The sequence below is a fragment of the Allobosea sp. LjRoot90 genome (assembly GCF_964254315.1).
Taxonomy (GTDB): domain Bacteria; phylum Pseudomonadota; class Alphaproteobacteria; order Rhizobiales; family Beijerinckiaceae; genus Allobosea.
Map to the genome: position 1 here is coordinate 1,068,333 of NZ_CAXUTF020000001.1, position 20,875 is coordinate 1,089,207.

The 20,875-nt window shown below is 65.6% G+C and carries 19 protein-coding genes; 6 read left to right on the plus strand and 13 right to left on the minus strand.

Annotated features, from left to right (window positions below; genetic code table 11):
- Window positions 1–3 precede the first annotated feature (3 nt).
- Complete coding sequence (kdsA, locus tag ACSQ3M_RS05145; RefSeq protein WP_436148973.1) at window positions 4–873, plus strand: 3-deoxy-8-phosphooctulonate synthase; 870 nt, start codon at window positions 4–6, stop codon at window positions 871–873.
- The gene (locus tag ACSQ3M_RS05150; RefSeq protein WP_436148974.1) at window positions 866–2,071 is read left to right on the plus strand and encodes an MFS transporter; all 1,206 of its coding nucleotides are present in this window, start codon (window positions 866–868) and stop codon (window positions 2,069–2,071) included. Before kdsA ends, ACSQ3M_RS05150 begins: the two co-directional genes overlap by 8 nt.
- Before the next feature lie 16 nt (window positions 2,072–2,087).
- On the opposite strand, the gene queF is transcribed toward ACSQ3M_RS05150, so the two are convergent.
- Window positions 2,088–2,543: a preQ(1) synthase gene (queF, locus tag ACSQ3M_RS05155; RefSeq protein ID WP_436148975.1), complete on the minus strand. Its 456-nt coding sequence runs from the start codon at window positions 2,541–2,543 to the stop codon at window positions 2,088–2,090.
- Window positions 2,544–2,702: 159 nt separating this feature from the next.
- On the opposite strand from queF, the gene eno reads away from it, so the two are divergent.
- Together eno and ACSQ3M_RS05165 are read left to right on the plus strand one after the other, a co-directional pair.
- The gene (eno, locus tag ACSQ3M_RS05160; RefSeq protein WP_436148976.1) at window positions 2,703–3,986 is read left to right on the plus strand and encodes a phosphopyruvate hydratase; all 1,284 of its coding nucleotides are present in this window, start codon (window positions 2,703–2,705) and stop codon (window positions 3,984–3,986) included.
- Between the two features lie 80 nt (window positions 3,987–4,066).
- On the plus strand, window positions 4,067–4,987 hold the full coding sequence (locus ACSQ3M_RS05165; protein ID WP_436148977.1) for a DMT family transporter: 921 nt from the start codon (window positions 4,067–4,069) through the stop codon (window positions 4,985–4,987).
- Here ACSQ3M_RS05165 and ACSQ3M_RS05170 read toward each other — a convergent pair.
- From ACSQ3M_RS05170 to ACSQ3M_RS05180, 3 genes are all read right to left on the minus strand, one after another.
- Window positions 4,961–5,752 carry a hypothetical protein gene (locus ACSQ3M_RS05170; RefSeq protein WP_436148978.1) on the minus strand — a complete coding sequence of 264 codons (792 nt, stop codon included), beginning with the start codon at window positions 5,750–5,752 and terminating at the stop codon, window positions 4,961–4,963. The two genes, ACSQ3M_RS05165 and ACSQ3M_RS05170, sit on opposite strands and share 27 nt — an antisense overlap.
- Window positions 5,749–6,885 carry a tRNA guanosine(34) transglycosylase Tgt gene (gene tgt / locus ACSQ3M_RS05175; protein ID WP_436148979.1) on the minus strand — a complete coding sequence of 379 codons (1,137 nt, stop codon included), beginning with the start codon at window positions 6,883–6,885 and terminating at the stop codon, window positions 5,749–5,751. The genes ACSQ3M_RS05170 and tgt overlap by 4 nt, the downstream gene beginning before the upstream one ends.
- Window positions 6,886–7,033: 148 nt before the next feature.
- The gene (locus ACSQ3M_RS05180) at window positions 7,034–7,426 is read right to left on the minus strand and encodes an ArsC family reductase (protein WP_436148980.1); all 393 of its coding nucleotides are present in this window, start codon (window positions 7,424–7,426) and stop codon (window positions 7,034–7,036) included.
- Window positions 7,427–7,561: 135 nt separating this feature from the next.
- On the opposite strand from ACSQ3M_RS05180, the gene ACSQ3M_RS05185 reads away from it, so the two are divergent.
- On the plus strand, window positions 7,562–8,143 hold the full coding sequence (locus tag ACSQ3M_RS05185) for a phosphoribosyltransferase family protein (protein WP_436148981.1): 582 nt from the start codon (window positions 7,562–7,564) through the stop codon (window positions 8,141–8,143).
- A gap of 15 nt (window positions 8,144–8,158) precedes the next feature.
- Here the strand turns inward: ACSQ3M_RS05185 and ACSQ3M_RS05190 are convergent, their stop codons facing one another.
- Both ACSQ3M_RS05190 and ACSQ3M_RS05195 read right to left on the minus strand, forming a co-directional pair.
- Window positions 8,159–8,734 carry a 2'-5' RNA ligase family protein gene (locus ACSQ3M_RS05190; protein WP_436148982.1) on the minus strand — a complete coding sequence of 192 codons (576 nt, stop codon included), beginning with the start codon at window positions 8,732–8,734 and terminating at the stop codon, window positions 8,159–8,161.
- A gap of 101 nt (window positions 8,735–8,835) precedes the next feature.
- Entirely contained in the window at window positions 8,836–9,711 is an 876-nt protein-coding gene (locus ACSQ3M_RS05195) for a helix-turn-helix domain-containing protein (RefSeq protein WP_436148983.1), read from the minus strand.
- A gap of 129 nt (window positions 9,712–9,840) precedes the next feature.
- Here ACSQ3M_RS05195 and pobA point away from each other — a divergent pair, with 129 nt between their 5' ends.
- A complete protein-coding gene (gene pobA, locus ACSQ3M_RS05200; protein WP_436148984.1) occupies window positions 9,841–11,010 on the plus strand; it encodes a 4-hydroxybenzoate 3-monooxygenase in 1,170 nt (389 codons plus the stop codon).
- A gap of 27 nt (window positions 11,011–11,037) precedes the next feature.
- Here pobA and ACSQ3M_RS05205 read toward each other — a convergent pair whose 3' ends face one another.
- The 7 genes from ACSQ3M_RS05205 to ACSQ3M_RS05235 all read right to left on the minus strand — a co-directional run bounded on the left by ACSQ3M_RS05205 (window position 11,038) and on the right by ACSQ3M_RS05235 (window position 20,832).
- The gene (locus ACSQ3M_RS05205; RefSeq protein WP_436148985.1) at window positions 11,038–11,451 is read right to left on the minus strand and encodes a GFA family protein; all 414 of its coding nucleotides are present in this window, start codon (window positions 11,449–11,451) and stop codon (window positions 11,038–11,040) included.
- A gap of 36 nt (window positions 11,452–11,487) precedes the next feature.
- Window positions 11,488–11,952, minus strand: a complete 465-nt coding sequence (locus ACSQ3M_RS05210; RefSeq protein WP_436148986.1) for an SRPBCC family protein — start codon at window positions 11,950–11,952, stop codon at window positions 11,488–11,490.
- The gene (locus tag ACSQ3M_RS05215) at window positions 11,949–12,278 is read right to left on the minus strand and encodes an ArsR/SmtB family transcription factor (protein ID WP_436148987.1); all 330 of its coding nucleotides are present in this window, start codon (window positions 12,276–12,278) and stop codon (window positions 11,949–11,951) included. Before ACSQ3M_RS05215 ends, ACSQ3M_RS05210 begins: the two co-directional genes overlap by 4 nt.
- Before the next feature lie 162 nt (window positions 12,279–12,440).
- A complete protein-coding gene (locus tag ACSQ3M_RS05220; protein WP_436149293.1) occupies window positions 12,441–13,847 on the minus strand; it encodes an HlyD family type I secretion periplasmic adaptor subunit in 1,407 nt (468 codons plus the stop codon).
- A gap of 17 nt (window positions 13,848–13,864) precedes the next feature.
- Complete coding sequence (locus ACSQ3M_RS05225) at window positions 13,865–15,604, minus strand: type I secretion system permease/ATPase (protein WP_436148988.1); 1,740 nt, start codon at window positions 15,602–15,604, stop codon at window positions 13,865–13,867.
- Window positions 15,605–15,758: 154 nt separating this feature from the next.
- Window positions 15,759–18,182 carry a right-handed parallel beta-helix repeat-containing protein gene (locus ACSQ3M_RS05230; RefSeq protein WP_436148989.1) on the minus strand — a complete coding sequence of 808 codons (2,424 nt, stop codon included), beginning with the start codon at window positions 18,180–18,182 and terminating at the stop codon, window positions 15,759–15,761.
- Window positions 18,183–18,651: 469 nt separating this feature from the next.
- Entirely contained in the window at window positions 18,652–20,832 is a 2,181-nt protein-coding gene (locus ACSQ3M_RS05235) for a GumC family protein (protein ID WP_436148990.1), read from the minus strand.
- Between the last annotated feature and the right edge of the window lie 43 nt (window positions 20,833–20,875).

The window sequence follows — 20,875 nt, forward strand, 5'->3', positions numbered from 1 at the left end:
GCCATGACCGCCAACACCATCGTCACCGTGGGCGCCGATCTCGCCAAGCCCGTCCGTTTCGGCAACGGCCTGCCGCTCGCCCTGATCGCCGGCCCCTGCCAGATGGAGAGCCGGGATCACGCGCTCGAGATCGCCCTGGCGCTGAAGGAGACCGCGGAGAAGCTCGGCATCGGCATCGTCTTCAAGGCCTCCTTCGACAAGGCCAACCGCACGAGCGTGAAGGGCCAGCGCGGCATGGGGCTTGAGGCCGCCCTGCCCGTCTACGCCGAGATCCGCGAGCGCACGGGCATGCCGGTGCTGACCGATATCCACGATGCGAGCCAGTGCGCCCCGGTCGCCGAAGTGGTCGACGTGCTGCAGATTCCGGCCTTCCTGTGCCGGCAGACCGATCTGCTCGTCGCCGCCGCGAAGACCGGCCGCGTCGTCAACGTCAAGAAGGGCCAGTTCCTGGCGCCCTGGGACATGGTCAATGTCGCCGCCAAGGTGACCGAGAGCGGCAATCCGAACGTGATGCTGACCGAGCGCGGCGCATCCTTCGGCTACAACACGCTGGTCACCGACATGCGCGCTTTACCGATCATGGCGGAGATCGGCGCCCCGGTGATCTTCGACGCCACCCATTCGGTGCAGCAGCCCGGTGGCAAGGGTGCTTCGACCGGCGGCCAGCGCGAATTCGTGCCGGTGCTGGCGCGCGCCGCGGTCGCGGTCGGCGTCGCCGGCGTCTTCATCGAGACGCATCCGGACCCCGACAATGCCCCGTCGGACGGGCCGAACATGGTGCCGCTGCGCGACTTCCATGCGCTGATTGCAGAGCTGCAAGAGTTTGATCGACTTGCCAAGCGCATAGCGCATTCTACGCTGGCGTATGTCTGACAGCCCCGCAGCTTCGCCACCGCAAGGTTCACTCAATTCGCTCATCCTTGTGCTTGGGGCGTGCGGCTTCGCCTCGACCTTCACCATGCGGCTGCTCGATCCGCTGGTGCCGACGCTGGCGGCCGAGTTCGGCCGCAGCATCGCCCAGGTCGCTGCCGTCGCGACCGCATTCTCCTTCGCCTACGCCGTCGGCCAGCCTTTCCTCGGGCCGATCGCCGATTCGCTGGGGAAGCTCAGGACGATCTCGGCCTGCCTCGGCGGGCTCGCGCTGCTGTCGCTCGCGGTGGCTTTCGTCGGGTCGTTCGAAGCGCTGACGGTCGTGCGCATGGTCGCGGGGATCGCCGCCGGAGGCATCATCCCGGTCGCGATGGCGGCGATCGGTGACCGGGCGCCCATGGCCGAGCGGCAGGTCATGCTCGGCCGCTTCCTGGTGCTGATGATCGTTGGACAAATGGTCGGTGCCGCCTGCTCGGGGCTGATCGCCGAGCATCTGGGCTGGCGCTACGTCTTCGTGATGGCGGGGGGCCTCGCCGCAATCGCCGGCATTTTGGTGCTGGTGGTGCTGAAGCCCAGGCCGGATGCGCGGCGCGCACCGCTGAGCTTCGCCGGTGCGCTCGCGAACTATGCCGCCGTCTTCGCCAATCCGCGATCGAAGCTGCTCTACGGGCTCGTCATCGTCGAGGGCAGCCTGATCTTCGGCATGCCACCCTATATCGCGGCGATCCTGCACGAGCGCGCCGGCGTCGGCCCGTCGCAGGCCGGCCTCGTCATCGCCGGTACCGGGCTCGGCGGCATCGTCTACGGCGTGCTGACCCGTATCCTGGTCGAGCGGCTCGGCCCGACCCGGATGACGACGCTGGGCGGCATTGTGATGGGCTTGGCCTTCGCTCTCTTCTCGCTCCCCTTCCTGCCCTGGTGGAGCGCGGTCGCGATCTTCACGCTGAACGGCTTCGGCTTCTTCCTGATGCACGGCACCTTCCAGGCGCAGGCGACCGAACTCGCACCGACGGCCCGCGGCTCGGCGGTGGCACTCTTCGCCTGTGCCCTGTTCTGCGGCCATGCGCTCGGGCCGGTGCTGATGGGCGCCGCCCTGCATTTGTTCGGCACCAGCGGCGCGATCCTGCTTTTCGCCGCCGGAATCACCCTGCTCGGCTTCGCAACGCCGCGCATCCTGCCGCTGGCCGGCAGCCGGACCTGAGATTCAGCGCTAAGGATCAGCGCCCGCGATAGGGCGCGACACCCTGGTCGGGCAGCCAAAGACCCTTCGGGGCCTCGCCAGTCTGGAAGAACACATCGATCGGGATGCCGCCGCGCGGATACCAGTAGCCGCCGATGCGGAACCATTTCGGCTGGAGCAGCTCGACCAGCGTCTTGCCGATGCCGACGGTGCAGTCCTCATGGAAGGCGCCGTGGTTGCGGAAGGAGCTGAGATAAAGTTTCAGCGACTTCGATTCGACCAGCCAATCGCCCGGCAGGTAGTCGATCACCAGAATGCCGAAATCGGGCTGGCCGGTGACCGGACAGATCGAGGTGAATTCCGGACAGGTGAAGCGCGCGAGATAATCGGTGCCGGCATGCGCGTTCGGCACGCGGTCGAGGCGGGCTTCCTCCGGCGACCGCGGCAGGTCGCTTGCCTTGCCGAGCTGGAGGGTCGAGGCGTCGAGTGTCATGGCTTGGTCCTGAGCAAGTGGGCGCCCGTCGATCACGGCCGCTGGCGTTGCCGCGGCTTTTAATGCCCGGCCCGGATAAACGCCACCGCCCCTTCCCGTCGCCGCAGCTTGTGTCTAGAAGCGCGGCATCCCTTGCCCACCTCAGCTCCGGAGCCTGCCATGACCGCGATCATCGATATCATCGGCCGCCAGATTCTCGATTCCCGCGGCAACCCGACGGTTGAGGTCGATGTCGTGCTCGAAGACGGCTCGATGGGCCGCGCCGCGGTGCCCTCGGGCGCCTCGACCGGCGCGCATGAGGCGGTCGAGCTGCGTGACGGCGACAAGAGCCGCTATCTCGGCAAGGGCGTGCTGAAGGCGGTCGAGGCCGTCAATGTCGCGATCGCCGAAGCGATCGTGGCGATGGACGCAGAAGACCAGGCCGCGATCGACCAAGCGATGATCGAGCTCGACGGCACGCCGAACAAGAGCAAGCTCGGCGCCAACGCCATCCTCGGCGTCTCGCTCGCCGTGGCCAAGGCGGCCGCCGAAGCCTCGGGCCTGCCGCTCTATCGCTATGTCGGTGGCACCTCGGCCCGCGTCCTGCCGGTGCCGATGATGAACATCGTCAATGGCGGCGCACATGCCGACAACCCGATCGACTTCCAGGAATTCATGGTGATGCCGATCGGCGCGCCCTCTTTCGCCGAGGGGCTGCGGATGGGTGCCGAGATCTTCCACACGCTGAAGAAGGCGCTGCACGACGCCGGCCACAACACCAATGTCGGCGACGAGGGCGGCTTTGCCCCCAACATCAAGTCGGCGGAAGCGGCGCTCGACTTCGTCATGCAGGCGGTCGAGAAGGCTGGCTACAAGCCCGGCGAAGACGTCGCCCTGGCACTCGATTGCGCCGCGACCGAGTTTTTCAAGGACGGCTCCTATGTCTATGAAGGAGAACGCAAAACCCGCGATCCGAAGGCGCAGGCCAAATACCTCGCCAAGCTGGTCGCCGGCTATCCGATCGTCTCGATCGAGGACGGCATGGCCGAGGACGACTGGGAGGGCTGGAAGGCCCTGACCGATCTCGTCGGCAGCAAGTGCCAGCTGGTCGGCGACGACCTCTTCGTCACCAACGTCACCCGCCTGTCGCGGGGCATCAAGGAGAAGACGGCCAACTCGATCCTGGTCAAGGTCAACCAGATCGGCACGCTGACCGAGACGCTCGCCGCCGTCGAGATGGCGCAGCGCGCCGGCTACACCGCGGTGATGTCGCACCGCTCGGGCGAGACCGAGGATGCGACCATTGCCGACCTCGCCGTTGCGACCAATTGCGGACAGATCAAGACCGGCTCGCTTGCCCGCTCCGACCGGACGGCGAAGTACAACCAGCTGCTTCGCATCGAAGAGGAATTGGGCGCACAGGCGATCTATGCCGGCCGCTCGGCGCTAAAGGCCCTCGCCTGACGCATCATGCTGCGCTGCAATAGGCAGCGCCATGCGGTTTGGCCCCTAACGGCAGCTCCGGCATCGCGCTAAGCCGGAGCATGCATCAAGCCGTTCCGCTTTCCGACGAGAAGCTGCGCCGGCGCAGGCAGCTCGCCTTTGCCGGCATGGCCTTCGCCATGGTGATCTTCGGGGCGAATTTCGTCTTCAGCCGCCATGCGGTGCTGAACGGCCTCTCCTCGCACGACATGCTGGCGCTGCGCTTCGTCACCGCCGGCTTCCTGCTTCTGCCCAGCTTCATGATGGCCGGCGGCCTGCGTGATTGCGCCGGTCTCGGCTGGAAGCGCGGCCTCATCCTGGCGGTGATGAGCGGCTTCCCGATGAGCTTCCTGCTCATGACCGGGCTGACCTATGCTCCCGCCGCCCATGGCGCGGTGATCGGGCCCGGCACCGTCACGGTGATCGGCATCGTCGGCAGCGTCGTCCTGTTCGGCGCGCTGCTGACGCGGCAGCTCGTGCTCGGCGTCATTGCGGTACTCATTGGCCTCGCCTGCCTCGGCATTGCCGGCACGACGCACTCCAATCCGAGCATCGTCTTCGGTGATCTCTGCTTCCTCGGCGTCGGACTGGTCTGGGGCGGCTATCCGCTGCTGATCCAGCTCTGGCGCGTCAATGCACTCAAGGCCACGGCCGTGGTTTCAGTGCTGTCGATGGTCTACCTGCCGATCTACTTCGCCTTCTATTTCCGCGGCTTCGACGTCGCCCCCTGGTGGGTGCTGGTCCTGCACGCGATCAATCAGGGCGTGCTCAACGTCATCGTCGGCCTGTGGATCTGGAGCTGGTCGACGCCAGTGCTCGGCCCCTCGGTCGCCGGGCGCTTCCCGCCGATGATCCCCGTGGTCGGCACGCTGCTCGCGATCCCCGTGCTCGGCGAGATCCCGAGCGGGCTGCAGATCGGCGGCATCGCGCTGATCATCGCCGGGCTGTTCGTCGCCTCATGGCGTCGCCCGGCGGCGCGCTAGCGCCATCAGTCCCAGGTTCCAGACGATACAGACCAGCAGGCCGAGGCCGAGCGCCGGCCAGGAACCGAACGCCGGTGCCGCGACGTGAAGGGTGGCGAGCCCAAGCCCGAACCCCAGCAGGCCGAGCGCACTGTTGGCAATAACCGCGGCGCTGGCCGGCCCGCCGATACGCGGCTGCAGGATCGCAATCAGGCTCGACAGCACGAGCGGCAAGGCTGCGAGCACGCCTGACCAGGTCGGGCCGACCGTGGTGCTCAAGGTCGTGACGACGCCGGTCAGCGTGGCGACAGCGAGGGCGCGCAGCGGCAGGACATACCAGAGCCGCCCCGGGGGCTGCGCCGGGCGCGCCGCGAAATAGGGCCGGAAGATCCGATGCAGCGCCGGGAAGGCGATGATCGTCAGCACAAAAATCGCTGGAAAAGGCAATGAGAGCTCGCGCAAAACAGCAACCGCCGCGAACCAGGTGGCGAGCCCGGCGCCGAGGCTGACGAGCGTGCCGAAACGCTGCGCCAACAGGACATAGACCAGCGACAGGCTGGCATTGGCCAGATTGGAGTTCATGCTGCCGAGCGCGCCGGCCGAGATGAAGGCCGCGTCGTGATCAAGCGCGAGAAAGACATAGACCGGCCCGGCCGAAATCGGCAGCGTCGCGATCATCGCCGCGAGCAGCGGCCCCGACCGTTCGGCGAGCAGCGAGCAGCTGACGACGATGGCGGCCGCGACCGCCATCTTCATGAGCAGCAGGCCGAGCCAGGGATCGATCACGCCGGCTCGCCTTTGGCCCAGCCTTCCTTGGTCTCGGCGATGAAGTCGGTCAGGCGGCCGGCGGCGATGGCGGCGCGCAGGCCGGCCATCAGCTCCTGATAATAGGCCAGATTGACCCAGGTCAGCAGCATCTTGCCGAGCATCTCCTCGGCCTTGACCAGATGATGCAGATAGGCCCGCGAATAGGTATTGGCCGCCTGGCAGGAGGATTGCGGATCGACCGGCCGCGGGTCCTCGGCATGCTTGGCGTTCTTCAGATTCATCCGGCCGAAGCGGGTGAAGATCTGGCCATGGCGGCCGGCTCTGGTCGGCATCACGCAGTCGAACATGTCGACACCGCGCCTGACCGCCTCGACGATGTCGTCCGGCGTGCCGACGCCCATCAGGTAGCGCGGCTTCTCGCTCGGCAGATGCGGCTCGACCGTCTCGATCATCGCCAGCATGATGTCCTGGGGCTCGCCGACCGCGAGGCCGCCAATGGCGTAGCCCTTGAGGTCCATGGCGGCGAGTTCGCGCGCGCTCTCGACCCGCAAGGCCGGCACAGCCCCGCCCTGGACGATGCCGAACAGCGCCCGCCCCGCCGGGTCGCCGAAGGCCGCCTTGCAGCGCTCGGCCCAGCGCAGCGAGAGCCGCATCGCCTTCTCGGCGACCTTGTCCTCGCAAGGCAGCGAGACGCATTCGTCGAGCTGCATGACGATGTCGGAGCCGAGCAGGTTCTGGATCTCGACCGAGCGCTCCGGGGTCAGCACATGCTTGGAGCCGTCGATATGCGACTGGAAGGTGACGCCTTCCTCGGTCAGCTTGCGCAGATTGGCGAGCGACATCACCTGGAAGCCGCCGGAATCGGTCAGGATCGGGTGCGGCCAGTTCATGAACTTGTGTAGGCCGCCGAGCTTGGCGACCCGCTCGGCGCCCGGCCGCAGCATCAAATGGTAGGTGTTGCCGAGCACGACATCGGCGCCGAGCGCCTTGACCTGCTCGGGATACATGCCCTTGACCGTCGCGGCGGTGCCGACCGGCATGAAGGCCGGCGTGCGGATCACGCCGCGCGGCATGCGAACCTCGCCGGTGCGGGCTGCGCCGTCCCGGCCGAGCAGATGAAAGCTGAATTCCGTCGTCTTGTCAGTCGTCATGGGCGCCGGCCTAGCCCAGCGCGGCGTTCTGTGGAAGGGCTCGATTGCTTACCGTCATTGCGAGGAGCGCAGCGACGAAGCAATCCAGGGGCATCATGCCCTGCGGCTCTGGGTTGCTTCGCTATGCTCGCAATGATGTTTCAAATCTCTACCGCTTGGCGAAAGCGGCTTCGTAGACATCCGGCTTGAAGGCGAGGATGCGGCGCTCGCCGAGATCGAGCACGGGGCGCTTGATCATGGTCGGCTGCGCCAGCATCAGCTTGATCGCTTTGTTGGCATCGAGGCCCTGTCTGTCGGCCTCCGGCAACTCGCGGAAGGTTGTGCTCGCCTTGTTGAGCACCTTCTCCCAACCGAGCTCGCGGCACCACGCTTCGAGCCGGGCCTTGTCGATGCCCGAGGCGCGATAATCATGGAAGGCATAGGGGATCTTGTGCGCGTCGAGCCAGCTCCAGGCCTTCTTCATCGTGTCGCAGTTCTTGATGCCGTAGAGCGTGACCATCGTCTCGACCGTCTTTGATTGCCGTCGGCGCCGGCCTGACATGCGGCCAGTCGGAGACCAAGCAGACAGCTCGTTGCCATCCCCGACCATAGCGCGGACAATCGGGCGCATGTCCGTTTTGTCATCCGATAGGCAACGATGGCGCGTATGGGAGTGAGCAGGAATCGGATGGGCGTCATGATCGATCAGCTTCAGGTCGCGAAGAGCGACGACGACCTCGATATCCCGTTCCGCTTCTGGAAAAATCATCCGGCTACCGGGGTGGATTTCCCCGACCTCTCCATCGCAACCAGCGAAGCTACCCTGACCCGTCCCCTCGTCGATGCTCTCGCGTCGCGGATACCGGCCAAGATCGATGTGCTGGCTGGCCTCGATATCGGCGGGCTCGGCCTCGCCGGGGCGCTGGCCTATCGCAACGGCCTCGGTTTCATCGACATCCGCAAGGTCGATTCGCTGCGCAATGAGGTGATGCGCAGCATCATGGCGAACTACGAGCTGGGCGAAGGCGTCGTGATCTCGAAAGGCGCCCGGCTGGCGGGACGCCATGTCGCGATCGTCGACGATTGCCTGATCTCTGGCGGCACGGCGATGGCCGCGGCGCGGTTGATCCGCCGGCTCGGCGGCCATTGCGATTGCGCGCTCTTCGTCTTCGAGATCGAGGGGATGGGCGGCCGCGAGCGCCTCGCCGGCTCCGGTATCACGGCAGAGGTGTTGCGCACCGCCCCGCAGACGGCGACTGCCCCGGCGGACGGCAACTGAAGAGCATCCGCGACATCATCGGTCGCCGAGCGGCCAGCGGGCGAGATGATCATGGCAGCTCGCGCCATGGACGCTGCGGACGAGCACGAATTCCCGAACCGGAAAGCTCACTGGTGGGACCATCGGCCTGCTGAATGGGCACTCGTCGTAGAGCAGGGTCAGATGCGGCCCGAACTTGGACGGCGTCCGAAAACCTCTCGCCCGCATCTCGCGACGCAGCCTCCCCTGAAGCCTGTCGAGGATCGGGAACGTCAGGCTGGTTTCCAGAAAGATGGCTTGTCGATCACCGGGTTTGCCATGCCCCGCAACGCGGTCGAAGGCGACAGTGAACCCCGACGCGACCATGGAAGCGCCAACCTTCTCCAGGGCCGCAATCTCCTCGCTGGCAACTCCGCCGTATCGCTCGATGCCGCACAAGGTGACGTGATAGCGCTCCGGTCCGATCGGCCACCCGCGCAAATCGTGCGAACTGCGAAGATCGTGGGCGAACGCATCGATTGCCGCAGCATCCTCCGGTGGCGGCACCAGCGCGAAGAAGTATCTGATCCAGCCGGGGGCAACTAAAGTTTTCGACCAATCACGGCCGGCCATGATCCCGTACTGGGCGTCCCAACCGAACAGATCTGGTTGATCTGGAGATGGCCTTCCCATCTTCAGTATTTAGAACAAATAAAGAACAAAGACAACCACCCTCACCCCGCTGCCCGATACTCCGACGGCGACATCCCCGCCCGCGCGGCGAAGAAGCGGGAGAAATAGGCCGGGTCGGTGAAGCCGAGCCTGAAGGCGATCTGGGAGACCGGCGAACGGGTGTAGACGAGGTCGCGCCGCGCCTCGATCATCAGCCGGCCCTGGATCACCCGCATCGCCGAATGGCCGAGCACCTCACGGCAGACGCGAGTGAGATGCGGGCCGGTGACACCCAGGGCCTGCGCATAGGCGTCGAGCGGCTCGTGCGTTTGGAAATGGCTCTCGACGCGCTCGATGAAGCGCCTGACCAGCACCGCGCGCGCATCGTTCACGCCGCTGTTCGCCACCGCGTGCGAGCGCGCAGCTCGGGAAAACCAGATCGCGATCAGCCGCGCATGGGCAGCCAGCGCGAGCTCGCGGCTTCCGCGGTTGCGGCCGAACTCGGCAAGCGCCGCTTCCATCGCCGCCGCGAGCTCGACGATGCTGCCGTCGTTCGGCCCTCGCCTGTCGACGAACGCCTCGCCAAGGACAGCGCCGAGCGCAGGCTCGGCCTCGACCAGCGGCGTCAGCGTCGAGGTCGCGACGCTGGCGACGAAGCCTTCGGTATCCGGCTCGAAGCGGAACTCGTGGATCGCCAGCGGCGGCAGCAGGAGGATCGTCCCGGGGATGAGCCGGTGATCTTCGCCGTCGATCCGCACCAGCCCGCCGCCAGTCGCAAGCAGGAAGAACTGGGCCATGTCCTGGTGGCGATGAGGCTCGATCCGCCAGTCGCGCGGCGCGCTGCGGGCGCTGATGCGCTCGATATGCAGCGCATCGGGGAAGCGCTGATCCCGCGGCTCGTCATAGAGCCAGTAGGCGGGCACTGAAACGAGCGTCATCAAGCCACCAGATGTTCGTTTAGTCCAAGAGGTTGGGTAAAAGCTCCATTCCAATGAAGCAACAGCGGTGGCACTTTTACGCGAAAGTACCGGGGCTCAGCGAGACCTCGATTTGTGCGGGAGGACGCCATGCGCACCCAGGTCGTCATCGTCGGCGCCGGACCGTCCGGCCTGCTGCTGGGACAGAAGCTGACCCGCCAGGGCATCGATAACGTCATCCTCGAACGCAAGAGCACGGATTACGTGCTGTCGCGCATCCGGGCCGGCGTGCTCGAACAGGGCACGGTCGAGCTTTTGCACGAGGCTGGCGTCGGTGCGCGCCTTGCTGAAGAGGGCCTGCCGCATGACGGCTTTTCGCTCGCCTTCGAAGGGCGCCTGCAGCGCGTCGACCTGAAAGGCCTGACCGGCAAGCAGGTGACGGTCTATGGCCAGACCGAGGTGACGCAGGACCTGATGGAGGCCCGGCAGGCGGCCGGCACCACGACCTTCTACGAGGCCGAGGACGTCCAGCTGCACGATTTCGACAGCGCCTCGCCGCGCGTCAGTTTCACCTGCGAAGGCCAGCGGCGCGAGATCGCCTGCGACTTCATCGCCGGCTGCGACGGCTACCACGGCGTCTGCCGCGCCTCGGTGCCATCAGGCGCGATCGAGACCTTCGAGCGCGTCTATCCCTTCGGCTGGCTCGGCCTGCTCACCGACCAGCCGCCGGCCGCGCATGAACTGGTCTATGCCAGCTCGCCTTTCGGCTTCGCGCTGTGCTCGATGCGCTCGCAGACCCGCAGCCGCTACTATGTCCAGGTCCCGCTCGACGAGAAGGTCGAGGCCTGGTCGGATGAGCGCTTCTTCGACGAACTGCGCCGGCGCGTGCCCGAGGAGGTCGCGGCGGCGGTAACGCCGGGACCGTCGCTGGAGAAGAGCATCGCGCCGCTACGCAGCTTCGTCGCCGAGCCCTTGCGCTTTGGCCGACTCTTCCTCGCCGGCGATGCCGGCCACATCGTACCGCCGACCGGCGCCAAGGGACTGAACCTTGCGGCGAGCGACGTGCACTACCTGTTCGAGGCGCTGCGCGAGCACTATGCCGAGCGCTCCGATGCCGGGCTCGACGCCTATTCGGGCCGGGCACTGGCACGGGTCTGGAAGGCGGTGCGCTTTTCCTGGCAGATGACCAACCTGCTCCATCTCTTCCCAGAAGCGAGCGCCTTCGACCAGCGCATCAGGCGGGCCGAGTTCGACTATCTCGCGCAGTCGCAGGCCGCGCTCACCAGCGTCGCGGAGAACTATGTCGGCCTGCCCTATTGAGCACGGACAGGCCGAGGCCGCCTGCGGTTATCGCGGCGGTAGTTTCTCATGTTTCCGGATGCCCGGAGGCAGATGGTCCCAGGGCTGGGCGACCGAATGCCAGAACACCATCTCCGGCTTGTAGCGGCCGGGCTCGTCGAGGCTGCCGGCACGTACGATGAACAGGTCGGGAATGTCCGGAAAGGTCAGATAGACGGGTGAGCCGCAGGTCGGGCAGAAGGCGCAGCGTTTGACAGTGCCACCCTCCCCGACGACGTCCCAGGTCGTCGCCTCGCCTTCGACCGTGACCGGCGCGCCGACGAAGCTCAGATAGGAGCTGTGGCCGGTGCCGCTCTGCTGCTGGCATTGGCGGCACTGGCAGTCATTGCTCTCGACCGGCTCGGCCGCGATCTCATAGCGGATCGCGCGGCAGGCGCAGCCGCCCTTGTAGGCATGGGTCATCGTCATCTCCTCGAAAGGTCTGGGGCGGCCGACCTGTCAGCCCTGTTCGCCGGCGATCTCGCCGAGACGCGGCAGAATGGTCTGCCAGCCACGGCCCATATTCGTGAACGCAGCCTCGTTGCGCGGCAGCTCGAAGCCGGAATGGACGAGGCGCACGCGCGTGCCGTTCGCCGCCCTGGACAGCGTCCAGGTGACGACGGTGTCGAGCCGGGAGCCGTAGCCGTCATTGCCGTCGTCGCCGCCTTTCCAGGAATAGGCCAGGCGCTCGTTCGGGCTCACCCTCAGCACCTGGCAGTGGATCGTGCCGTCCCAGGCGCCTGCCGGGGTCGTCTTGAAGGTGAAACGCGTCCCCTCGACGGGAGCGAAGCCGGAGGGCTCCATGATCCAGCGTGCGATCAGGGCGCTGGAGGTCAGGGCCTTCCAGATCGTCTCCGGCGCATGCGGGAGGATTTCATCGACGACGATCTCCTGCGTGGCAGGCTGCAGGTCGAGAGCGGTCATGGATCGATCTCCTTGAGAAGGGTGCGGAGGTTGGCGAAGCGCTCGCGCCAGAAGACGCCGTAATGGCCGATCCAATCGACGAGCGGCGCCAGTCCCTCGGGCTCGGCGCGATAGAAGACGTTGCGGCCGTCCGGGCGCTCGGCGACGAGGCCGGCCAGCTTCAAAGCCTTGAGATGCTGGGAGACGGCGCCCTGCGTCACCCCGCTGCCGCGGGTCAGTTCGGCGACCGTAATCTCGTCGCAAGCGGAAACCCGCTCGAACACGGCCCGCCGCGTCGGATCGGCGAGTGCGCGCATGACGCTGGAGACGGGAGCGGTCTGGATCATGGGAAAATCAATTAGCAATCGCTAATTGATTAGTCAACACTAATTTGACGAACAAGCGAACGCCCGCTCAATGGCGGGCGTTCGCTTGCCAGTCCTCAGTCGATCCGGTTCGTCAGTGCCGCGCGGCGGGCGGGCATAGAGGCGAGCGAGCCCTTTCTGGCCTCACTCCTCCCTGAAGCTGGAGCGCATCGAATCGGTCAGCGGCTGCATCAAATAGGCGATCGCGGTGCGCTCGCCGGTCGGCACATAGACCTCGGCCGGCATGCCCGGCCTGAGTTTGGCCCTGATCTTCGGCGGAAAGCCCGCGGCCGAGACGCTGACGCGCAGCTCATAGACCATCTGCTGCAGGACCTCGTCGCGCAGCGCGTCGGCCGCGATGGACTTCACCTCGCCGACGGTGAAGGGCGTGGCTCGGCCCTTGAACGATGGCAGACGCACTTCCGCGGCCATGCCCGGACGAAGATTGTTCACATCCATAGGCGAGACCTTCGCCGTGACAATCAGCTCGTCGTCCTGCGGCACGATTTCCATCAGGGTCTCGCCCGGCTTGACCACCGCGCCGACCGTATGGACCTTCGAGGCGACGACCCGCCCGGCACGCGGCGCGCGAACTTCCGAGCGCGCCAGCACATCCTCGGCGATGCGCAGCTTTTCGCGGGCGTCGGCGAGCTTGACCCGGCACTCGGCAAGCTTCGTCGAGGCCTCCTCCACGGCGCGAAGGCCGATCTGGCCCATCTGAAGCCGGATTTCGTCAGTGGCGACCGACAAGCGCAACAAATCCGCTTCCAGCGAGCCAGTGCGCCCCTGGAGCTCGGTGAGCGAGCGCTTCAGCGGGTTGATCCGCGTCGCAGCGACATAACCCTTGTCGGCCAGAGGTCGCAGATTGGTCAGTTCGTCGTTGATGCTGGCCGCCTGTCCGACGGTCGAGTCGCGCTGCGCCTCGGTCGACTGGTACTGCCTCTCGGACTGCGTCAGCCGCTCCTTCAGGATCGAGACTTCGAGCTTCTGGGCGGATTGGCGTTCCTTGAACAGACGCTCCTGATCGATCGTGATCCGGCGCGCTTCCTTGATGTCGATGGCCTCGGCCAGCTCGCTCGGGAAGGTGATGCGATCGAGCCGGTCGATCTCGGCCGTGAGACGCGCTTCCTCACCCAGCGCCTGCATCACGCCGAGCCGCGCGACGCTGCGCTGCGCGGCCGCGTGGGTCGCATCAAGGCGCACCAAGATCTCGCCGGCCTTGACCTCGGCGCCATCGCGGACCGCGATCGATTCGACGAGACCGCCTTCGAGGTGCTGGACCGCCTTGCGATCGCTTTCCACGACCACGCTGCCATGCGCCACAACGGCGCTATCAAGGCGTGCGAGCGCCGACCAGAGGCCGCCGGCGCCCAGCGCGATGGCGACCACGACGTAACCCTTTCGGACCGGACTGCGCCAATCGCCGCTACCCTCTACAGGCGCACGGGCCCGCTCGAGCCACTGCTTTGCAACCGCCGGCACCGCTTCGAAACGGCGGCGCCATTCTGGCCAGGCCAGGGAAGGCATCATCTGCGTCAGGACGGGTTTCATCTGCCTCAAGAAAGATTTCATCGACGCGCCCACCTTGCCGCCGAAAGCGGCTCCACCTGCCCTGTCTGGCCGCGCTGCGGCGGCTGGATGCGGGCGCCACCGCCAGGCTGCAGCAGCACCGGCAGAATCTCGTCGCGCAGGCCGACCCTGACGGCCTGGCCCTTCTGCATGAGAATGATCTTGTCGACCTGCGACAGCAGCTGCGGTCGATGGGTGATCACGACGACGATCGCGCCGGCGGCACGCAGGCCCGCCAGGGCCCGTCCCAGCGCAGCATCGCCGTCCATGTCGAGATTGGCGTTCGGCTCGTCGAGAACCACCAGTGCCGGCTGGCCGCAGAGCGCCCGCGCCAGCCCGATCCGTTGCCGCTGCCCACCGGACAGGATGGCCCCGCCCTCCCCAATCTGGGTTGCGTAGCCATCGGAAAAGCCCTGGATCAGCTCATGCGCCGAGGCGGCGGATGCAGCGGCGACGGCGACTTCGTCCGTGGCGGCAGGATCGAAGCGGGTGATGTTGTCGCGCACGCTTCCTGCGAAGAGTTCCACATCCTGTGGCAGATAGCCGAGGACACCGCCGCGTTGTTCATCGGAGAAGTGGCGGATGTCGTTGCCGTCGAGGCGGACGACGCCTTGAACCGGCTGCCAGACACCGACCAAAGCCCGAGCCAGCGTAGATTTTCCCGAGCCGGTGAGGCCGACGACAGCTGCGATCTCGCCCGGTTCGACCTCGAACGAGACATTGTGCAGCAGCAGGGCGTTCCCGCTCGGAGCACGCACGCTCAGGCCTTCGACCCGCAACGAACCGGCCGGATGCGGCAAGGTCATGGGCTTGGTACCATCCGTCGGCGCCTTCAACGTCGTGCCGAGCCGCTGGAAGGCGCTGCGGGCCGAGACGAAGCTTTTCCATTGGCTGACGGCGCCCTCGATCGGAGCAAGTGCCCGGCCCATGATCAAGGATGCGGCGAACATCGCCCCCGCCGCCATGTTCTGGTTGATCGCGAGATAGGCCCCCACGCCCAGCACCGCGCTTTGAAGCGCCAGGCGCAACAGCTTCGTCACCGCCAGCAGGGTTCCGCCCCGATCGGCGGCAATCGTATGAAATGCGAGCGCCTGCCCGCGCTGGCGTTGCCATTCGCCGTGAATGGCCTGTCCCATGCCGAGCGCCTTGATCACCTCGGCGTTTCGCAGGGAGGCCGTCAGCCGCTCACTCGCCCCGTGCCCAAGCTCCGATGCCTGAATCAGGGAGCCCTTGGTGATGCGCTCGTTCAGCAGCGCGACGCCCAGGATCGCGACCGCTCCGAGCGTGGCGACGAGGCCGATCGCAGGATGGAGAATGAAACAGAGGCCAAGATAGATCGGAATCCAGGGCGCATCCATGAGCGCCGGCACGAGGCTGCCGGAGAGCGTCGCCCGCAAGGTTTCGACGTCACGAATAGGCAGGGTCGGCGAATTCCTCGCATCGAGTGCACCGCGAAAGGCGGCGTCGAAAGCCGGCTCGGACAGCGCCCGATCGACACACAGGCCGAGCTGGACGAGCGCGCGGCTGCGGAAATGCTCGAGCGCGGCATAAGCGGCGAACAAAGCGAGCACGATCAGAGACAACATGAGGAGCGTGGTGCCGTTCCGGCTCGTCAGCACCCGGTCGTAAATCTGCATCGTGTAGAGGGGGGAGACGAAGACGAAGAGATTGAGTACGAAGGAAAGCCCGAAGAGCGAAGCAAATGCGGGCGTCAGCTTGCGGACCGTTTGCGAGAGCATTCGTCGGTTTCCCTGGCGCGATCATCGGGCGCAAAAGAGTAAAGCCGGCCCGCAGCCACCGATCGGACGGCAACAATTCGTGGCGAGCCGGAGTTTTTTGAAGCTTCACGACCCGGCTCCGTCGCGGAGCCGGGTCGTCGCGGGCCGGACCCGCTTACCAGTGCCAGTGACTGGCGTGGTTCAAGGCGTGATTGTCGCCATCATCGTCCTGCGACCGGAAGTCCTGCAGCCAGTTGCGGCCGCCGGCACGCTCGCCGCCGTCATCGCGGCTTGTCGAGCTCTGCTGGAACCAGTTGCGGCCACCACCGTCATCGTCACCGCGTTGGGTCCAGTTGTCCTGGAACCAGCCACGCCCACCGCCGAAGCCGCCCCAGCCATGGTGCCCGCCCGAATTTGTCGGGGTATCGGGCACTGTCACCTCGGGGATCGTGATCACGTCGGGGGGATTTGAGACCGGCGTCTCGACTTGCGGTGTTTCAGGCTCGGCGGTGATCGGCGGGACCTCCGTTACTGGCGGTGTGCCGCCACTATTCGGAACCTCCGGTTCTGCCGTCACCGGCGGGATCTCCGTCACCGGCGGCGTGCCGCCATTGCTCGGGGCTTCCGGTTCTGCTGTCACCGGCGGGGTCTCCGTCACCGGCGGCGTACCGCCATTGGCCGGGGCCTCTGGCTCTGGCGTAACCGGTGGGGTGCCGCCCCCGCTCGGAGGCGTTACAGGCACATCGACATCGGGGGCCGTGACGACGCCAGTAGCACCGATGGACGCGAATGGCGCCGATTCGATACCATGCGCCAACGCCGCCGATCCGGGTTTGAAGGTGTAATCACCAGTCCCGGCATTGACGAAGCCGCCGTCGCTCGTCATGACGCTGCCCGTATCGCCGCCGCGCTGCTGGAAGCCCGTCAACGAAAGGTCGGCGACCGTCAACTCGCCGCCATTGGGGTTGTAGTAGACGTTATCGTGGATCAGGCGCGGATCGGTCTGATCGGTATCGATCGTGTTGCTGCCGTCTTCCGAGACCTCGATGAAGTTCTGGTAGGTCTGGTTTCCCGAGATCGGATGATCATCGGCAACGATCGTCGAAATCCCGTACTTGCCGTTGTCCAGAAGCGTGTTGTCGTGGATCTGGTTGCCCGACCCGCCATGGATGAGAATGCCGCTGAACGTCGTACCCTGGATGAAGTTGCCGTAGATCTGGGCGTTGCTCGCCATGTTGTCGAGATAGATGCCGGAACTCCAGTTCTCGGCGAACCCGCCATCCTTCGTGTTCAGGCCGCCGGTGTCGACAATGTTGTTGTAGCGGATGATGTCCCCTGCCGCGCCAGAGTCGTCAGCCGAGAACAGGTAGATGGCGCCGACATCGGGCGTCTGCTGGCCGGAATGGCGGATATCATTGTACTCGATCGTGTTACCGCCCGACGGATTGCCGGGATCGTAGTTGATCTCCGCGATGCCGAAGCGCGGCACATTGGTGATCGTGTTGTGATCGATCTGATTGCGCGCCGACTCCTCCATGGAGATCGAGCCATGCTGAACGAAGACCTCGTTCGAACGATCGATGACATTGTTCGAGATCTGATTTCCGCTCGTTCCCGGCGTCAGCGCAACGGCGCTCGACCAGATGTGCTCGAAACTGTTGCCCGAGACCAGATTTCCACTGCTGTCGCCATGCAGCGCAACGCCGACGCCGACATTGATGAAGTGGTTGCCTTCCACTTTCAGCCCGGTCGCGTCATGTGCCTCGATCGCCGCAGTATCGGGGTCTCCTGCCTTCGCCGCGGTGTCGGTGAACGTCAGGCCCTTGAAGGTGACATTCTTGGCGCCGTCGACGACGAACAGGCTGTGGTCGTCGGAAACGACGCCTCCTTCACCGGTGAAGCCCTCGGGCGCCTTGAACCGGATGGTCTGCGTCGCGCTATCGTAGGACCATTCGCCGACATCGTCCGGCGTAGCCTCAGAGACGTAGAAGCGGCTTGCGGGGCCAAGGTCGTAATTGGCCTCCGATGTGAAGGTGATCACATTGCCTTGGATCGAGGCGATGGTCAGTTTGTCGTTGGCATAACCGTTCTCGGCGAAGACCGAGATCGTCTGGCCGACCTTGGGCTCATGACCAGCCGGAAAATCCGACGGATTGAACGCCATCGACTTCTGGGGATCGTAGCCGTTCGGCAGGTCCTTCGCCCAGAGCCAGCCGCCCTGGATCGGATCGTCCGGATCCACATTGGGAAAACGGCTTTCGGTCTGCTTCACCCCATTGACGGTGAATTGCTCGACCTGATCCGCGTCGACATGAGCCGTCCAGATGCCGTCGGCGCCCTTGGTCCAGCCGGTCACCGGCGTGCCGCCGCTGATCACGACCTTCTCCCCGGACGTCGCCACGAAGGAGGAGCCGGAATCGGCAGCCGTCAGATGAAGGGCATCTTTCACATAATAGGTACCACCACCGAGGTAGACCGTATCGGCACCAGCGCTCTGGTGCATGGCTTCAAGCGCCCGCTCCAGCGTCTGGAAAGACGACGTTTCGTCGAGTCCAGTATTTTTGTCGTTTCCAGTCGGCGAGACGTAAATTGTGGCCATAAAGGGGCTCCTTTTTTGGCGCGAACACTCTAAGTGTGACGGCGCCTAGATACCCCTGAGCTGTGATTCGATACTACCCGAGCCAATAAATTGGTGCTCGGAAGGATTAGTTCATTCGAACTATTCGTCCTGTTTTGATACACTACATCAATGGATTGCTTCTTCCGTCACGGCGTCCCCGCCTGTTGATGGATTGGCTCATGCGTGTCCGAATGGCACACCGTCAGGTGGTGATCGCAAAATTGAGCACCCGCGGCCAGGCGATCGACATAGGCCCGGAAGGTAGCCAGAGTCGCGATCGGGCGCTGGCAGCCGTCACAGATCACGAGTGCCTCGGCCGCCAGATCGCTCGGCAAGTGAACGGCGGGAGATCCGCAACTCCGGCAGCTGAAACCTCCGCCATGAGGTGACGAAGGCCCGCCGACATCCCGGGTCGCCAGGAGCGCCGCATAGCGATGCGCGCGCCTGCTCATGCCGAGGCCTGATAGAACGACTTGTAGTTGCGATAGACCCGCCCGCGATCGGACACCTCGTAGCGGCCCTGCTCCTCAAGATCGACGCCGTTGAGCACGACGCCTGCGACGTCCAGTCCCAGCCTGGCGAGGTGATCGAGCGTTGCGGAGACGGTGCTCTTCAGCGTGTCGTTCCATTTGACGACATGCAGCACCGTATCGGCGTGCTCACGCAACAAGGCGCTATCGGCAGAGAGCAGCACAGGCGCCACTTCGAACAGGATCACGTCGTAGCGCGCCCGCGCCTCGCGCAGCATCGCCTCGAAAGCGGGGTTCGAATAGACGTTCTGGCTGTCGCGTAGGCCGGAGGCGCGCCGAACCGTGGCGACCGGGCTCGTACCGGGCCCACCCGCATCACCGACCTGCGGCAAGCACTGGTCGAGCAATGCCTCATGCGGGAAGTTCTGGCCCAGCAGAAGACGCCGGGGCGAGCCGTCGATCACCAGGACCCGCTGTCCCATCATCGCCAGCACGCGCGCCATGGCGGATGCGACGAAGGACTTGCCTTCCCCCGGCGCGGACGAGGTTATCAGCACGAACTTCGGCGGATTGCTGGACGGAAACAGCTCGGCCACCATCGACCGCACCGCTTCGGCGAAGACCAGGCTCTCCAGCCCGCCCGGGTAATGCTCGAGATTGGGGAGAAGGCCGACGCAATTGGTTCGGATCTCCGCAGCGAACTCGTTCTCGCTGCGGAAGCCACGATCGCGCTTCTCCAGCATGTAGGAGAGTGCAGCGCCCGCTGTGAGCCCTCCCATCAAGGCAAGCCCCAGTACCAGCGACGGCTTGATCGAGCTCGGCAGCGAGGGAATATCGGCCGGTGCAACGATCTGGGCGATGATGGGCCGCAGCTCGCTCACCGCGCTCGCCTGTTGATGCGCATCGGAAAGCTGCTTCAGGCGGTCGCGTGCGGCCGTTGCTTCGGCCTGCAAGGTCCGCAGCTGGCCTTCCAGGCCCCTCGCCTCGATCGACTTGGTCTGCAACGCCGCGACGCGCCCATGCAGCGCCGCTTCGGCAGCACGGGCGGCCGCGACATCGGTTTCGATGTTGGCGACGGACTGCGCCAACTGCTTCTGCAACCGCTCCTGCACAGCCGCCAACGACAGTCGCAGCCGCTGCACGGCAGGATGCCGCTCGCCCGAGACCGCGACCATCTCGTCGAGAGCCCGGCGTGCCTTGCCCTCCTCGTCCAGGAGCTGCTGCACGACCGGCGATCCGCCGAGGTCGGCCGTCTGGGGAATATTGCCTGCGGCGAGAGAGACTTGCGCACGCTGCAGCCGGGTCTCCTCCGCGAGGCGCGTGGCCGACACCGTGTTGAGCTGGGCCAGCATATCGCGAAGCTGCTGCTGCTGGATGTCGGCGCCATCCTGCCCGAGTTCGACGAAGCCAGTTCTGATGCGGAAGGTCTCGATCTCCTTGTCGATCCTCCCGAGATTGGCGCGCGCCTCCTGCGCCTGAGCGCCATACCACTGGCTGGAGCGCTGCGAGGCGTTGCTGGTGGCCTCCATCTTGCGGCGCAGATACTCGTTGCCGAAGGCGTTGACGATCAGCGCCGCGCGGTCGGGATCGGTATCGCGGTAGGTCAGCGTGACGAGATAGGCCTTCGTATCGTTGCTTACACCGAGCGATGCGAGCAGCTTCTGCGCAGCGATATCGCGCGGCGTCGGCTCAGCCGCCCCCCCATCGAAACCGGCGAGATTCCGCAGCGTCCTGCGGACGGACGATGGAAAGATCAGCTCGGCAGCTCCGGTGAAAAGACTGGACAGCGACGAGGGTGGAGCTGCCGTCGCCTTGTCGAGGCCCAGGCGCGAAGCGACGGCACGGGCCGTCGCAAGCGAGCGGATGATGCGCGCCTCGCTTTCCACGAGCGTCGACGCATCGAGCGCAACGCTGCTCGCCTTGCCGCCGCCGCCACTATCCTCCCGCGTGAAATCGAACTGAAGCACCAGATCGGCGGTGTAGCGCTGCGGCGTCACCATCAGGAAAAGGCTTGCCGCCAGCATGGCCGCACAGGTGACGGCGAGGATCAGCAGCCGCTTCCTCCAGAGCATGGCGAGGAAGTCGAAGGTCACCGCATCATAATGTTTGGCGAGCGTCGCCGGGGCGCGGTGGGCTCGCATGTCGTTGAAGAGATCCATGGTCCCGTGCCTCGCCTGGTGATTGACTCGAGATGCCGATCGA

Excerpts from the sequence above, each read along its gene's own strand:
- kdsA (WP_436148973.1), top strand. The coding sequence starts at position 4 with ATGACCGCCAACACCATCGTCACCGTGGGCGCCGATCTCGCCAAGCCC.
- ACSQ3M_RS05150 (WP_436148974.1), top strand. The coding sequence starts at position 866 with ATGTCTGACAGCCCCGCAGCTTCGCCACCGCAAGGTTCACTCAATTCG.
- queF (WP_436148975.1), bottom strand. The coding sequence starts at position 2,543 with ATGACACTCGACGCCTCGACCCTCCAGCTCGGCAAGGCAAGCGACCTG.
- eno (WP_436148976.1), top strand. The coding sequence starts at position 2,703 with ATGACCGCGATCATCGATATCATCGGCCGCCAGATTCTCGATTCCCGC.
- ACSQ3M_RS05165 (WP_436148977.1), top strand. The coding sequence starts at position 4,067 with ATGCATCAAGCCGTTCCGCTTTCCGACGAGAAGCTGCGCCGGCGCAGG.
- tgt (WP_436148979.1), bottom strand. The coding sequence starts at position 6,885 with ATGACGACTGACAAGACGACGGAATTCAGCTTTCATCTGCTCGGCCGG.
- ACSQ3M_RS05180 (WP_436148980.1), bottom strand. The coding sequence starts at position 7,426 with ATGTCAGGCCGGCGCCGACGGCAATCAAAGACGGTCGAGACGATGGTC.
- ACSQ3M_RS05185 (WP_436148981.1), top strand. The coding sequence starts at position 7,562 with ATGATCGATCAGCTTCAGGTCGCGAAGAGCGACGACGACCTCGATATC.
- ACSQ3M_RS05190 (WP_436148982.1), bottom strand. The coding sequence starts at position 8,734 with ATGGCCGGCCGTGATTGGTCGAAAACTTTAGTTGCCCCCGGCTGGATC.
- ACSQ3M_RS05195 (WP_436148983.1), bottom strand. The coding sequence starts at position 9,711 with ATGACGCTCGTTTCAGTGCCCGCCTACTGGCTCTATGACGAGCCGCGG.
- pobA (WP_436148984.1), top strand. The coding sequence starts at position 9,841 with ATGCGCACCCAGGTCGTCATCGTCGGCGCCGGACCGTCCGGCCTGCTG.
- ACSQ3M_RS05205 (WP_436148985.1), bottom strand. The coding sequence starts at position 11,451 with ATGACCCATGCCTACAAGGGCGGCTGCGCCTGCCGCGCGATCCGCTAT.
- ACSQ3M_RS05210 (WP_436148986.1), bottom strand. The coding sequence starts at position 11,952 with ATGACCGCTCTCGACCTGCAGCCTGCCACGCAGGAGATCGTCGTCGAT.
- ACSQ3M_RS05215 (WP_436148987.1), bottom strand. The coding sequence starts at position 12,278 with ATGATCCAGACCGCTCCCGTCTCCAGCGTCATGCGCGCACTCGCCGAT.
- ACSQ3M_RS05220 (WP_436149293.1), bottom strand. The coding sequence starts at position 13,847 with ATGAAACCCGTCCTGACGCAGATGATGCCTTCCCTGGCCTGGCCAGAA.
- ACSQ3M_RS05225 (WP_436148988.1), bottom strand. The coding sequence starts at position 15,604 with ATGCTCTCGCAAACGGTCCGCAAGCTGACGCCCGCATTTGCTTCGCTC.
- ACSQ3M_RS05230 (WP_436148989.1), bottom strand. The coding sequence starts at position 18,182 with ATGGCCACAATTTACGTCTCGCCGACTGGAAACGACAAAAATACTGGA.
- ACSQ3M_RS05235 (WP_436148990.1), bottom strand. The coding sequence starts at position 20,832 with ATGGATCTCTTCAACGACATGCGAGCCCACCGCGCCCCGGCGACGCTC.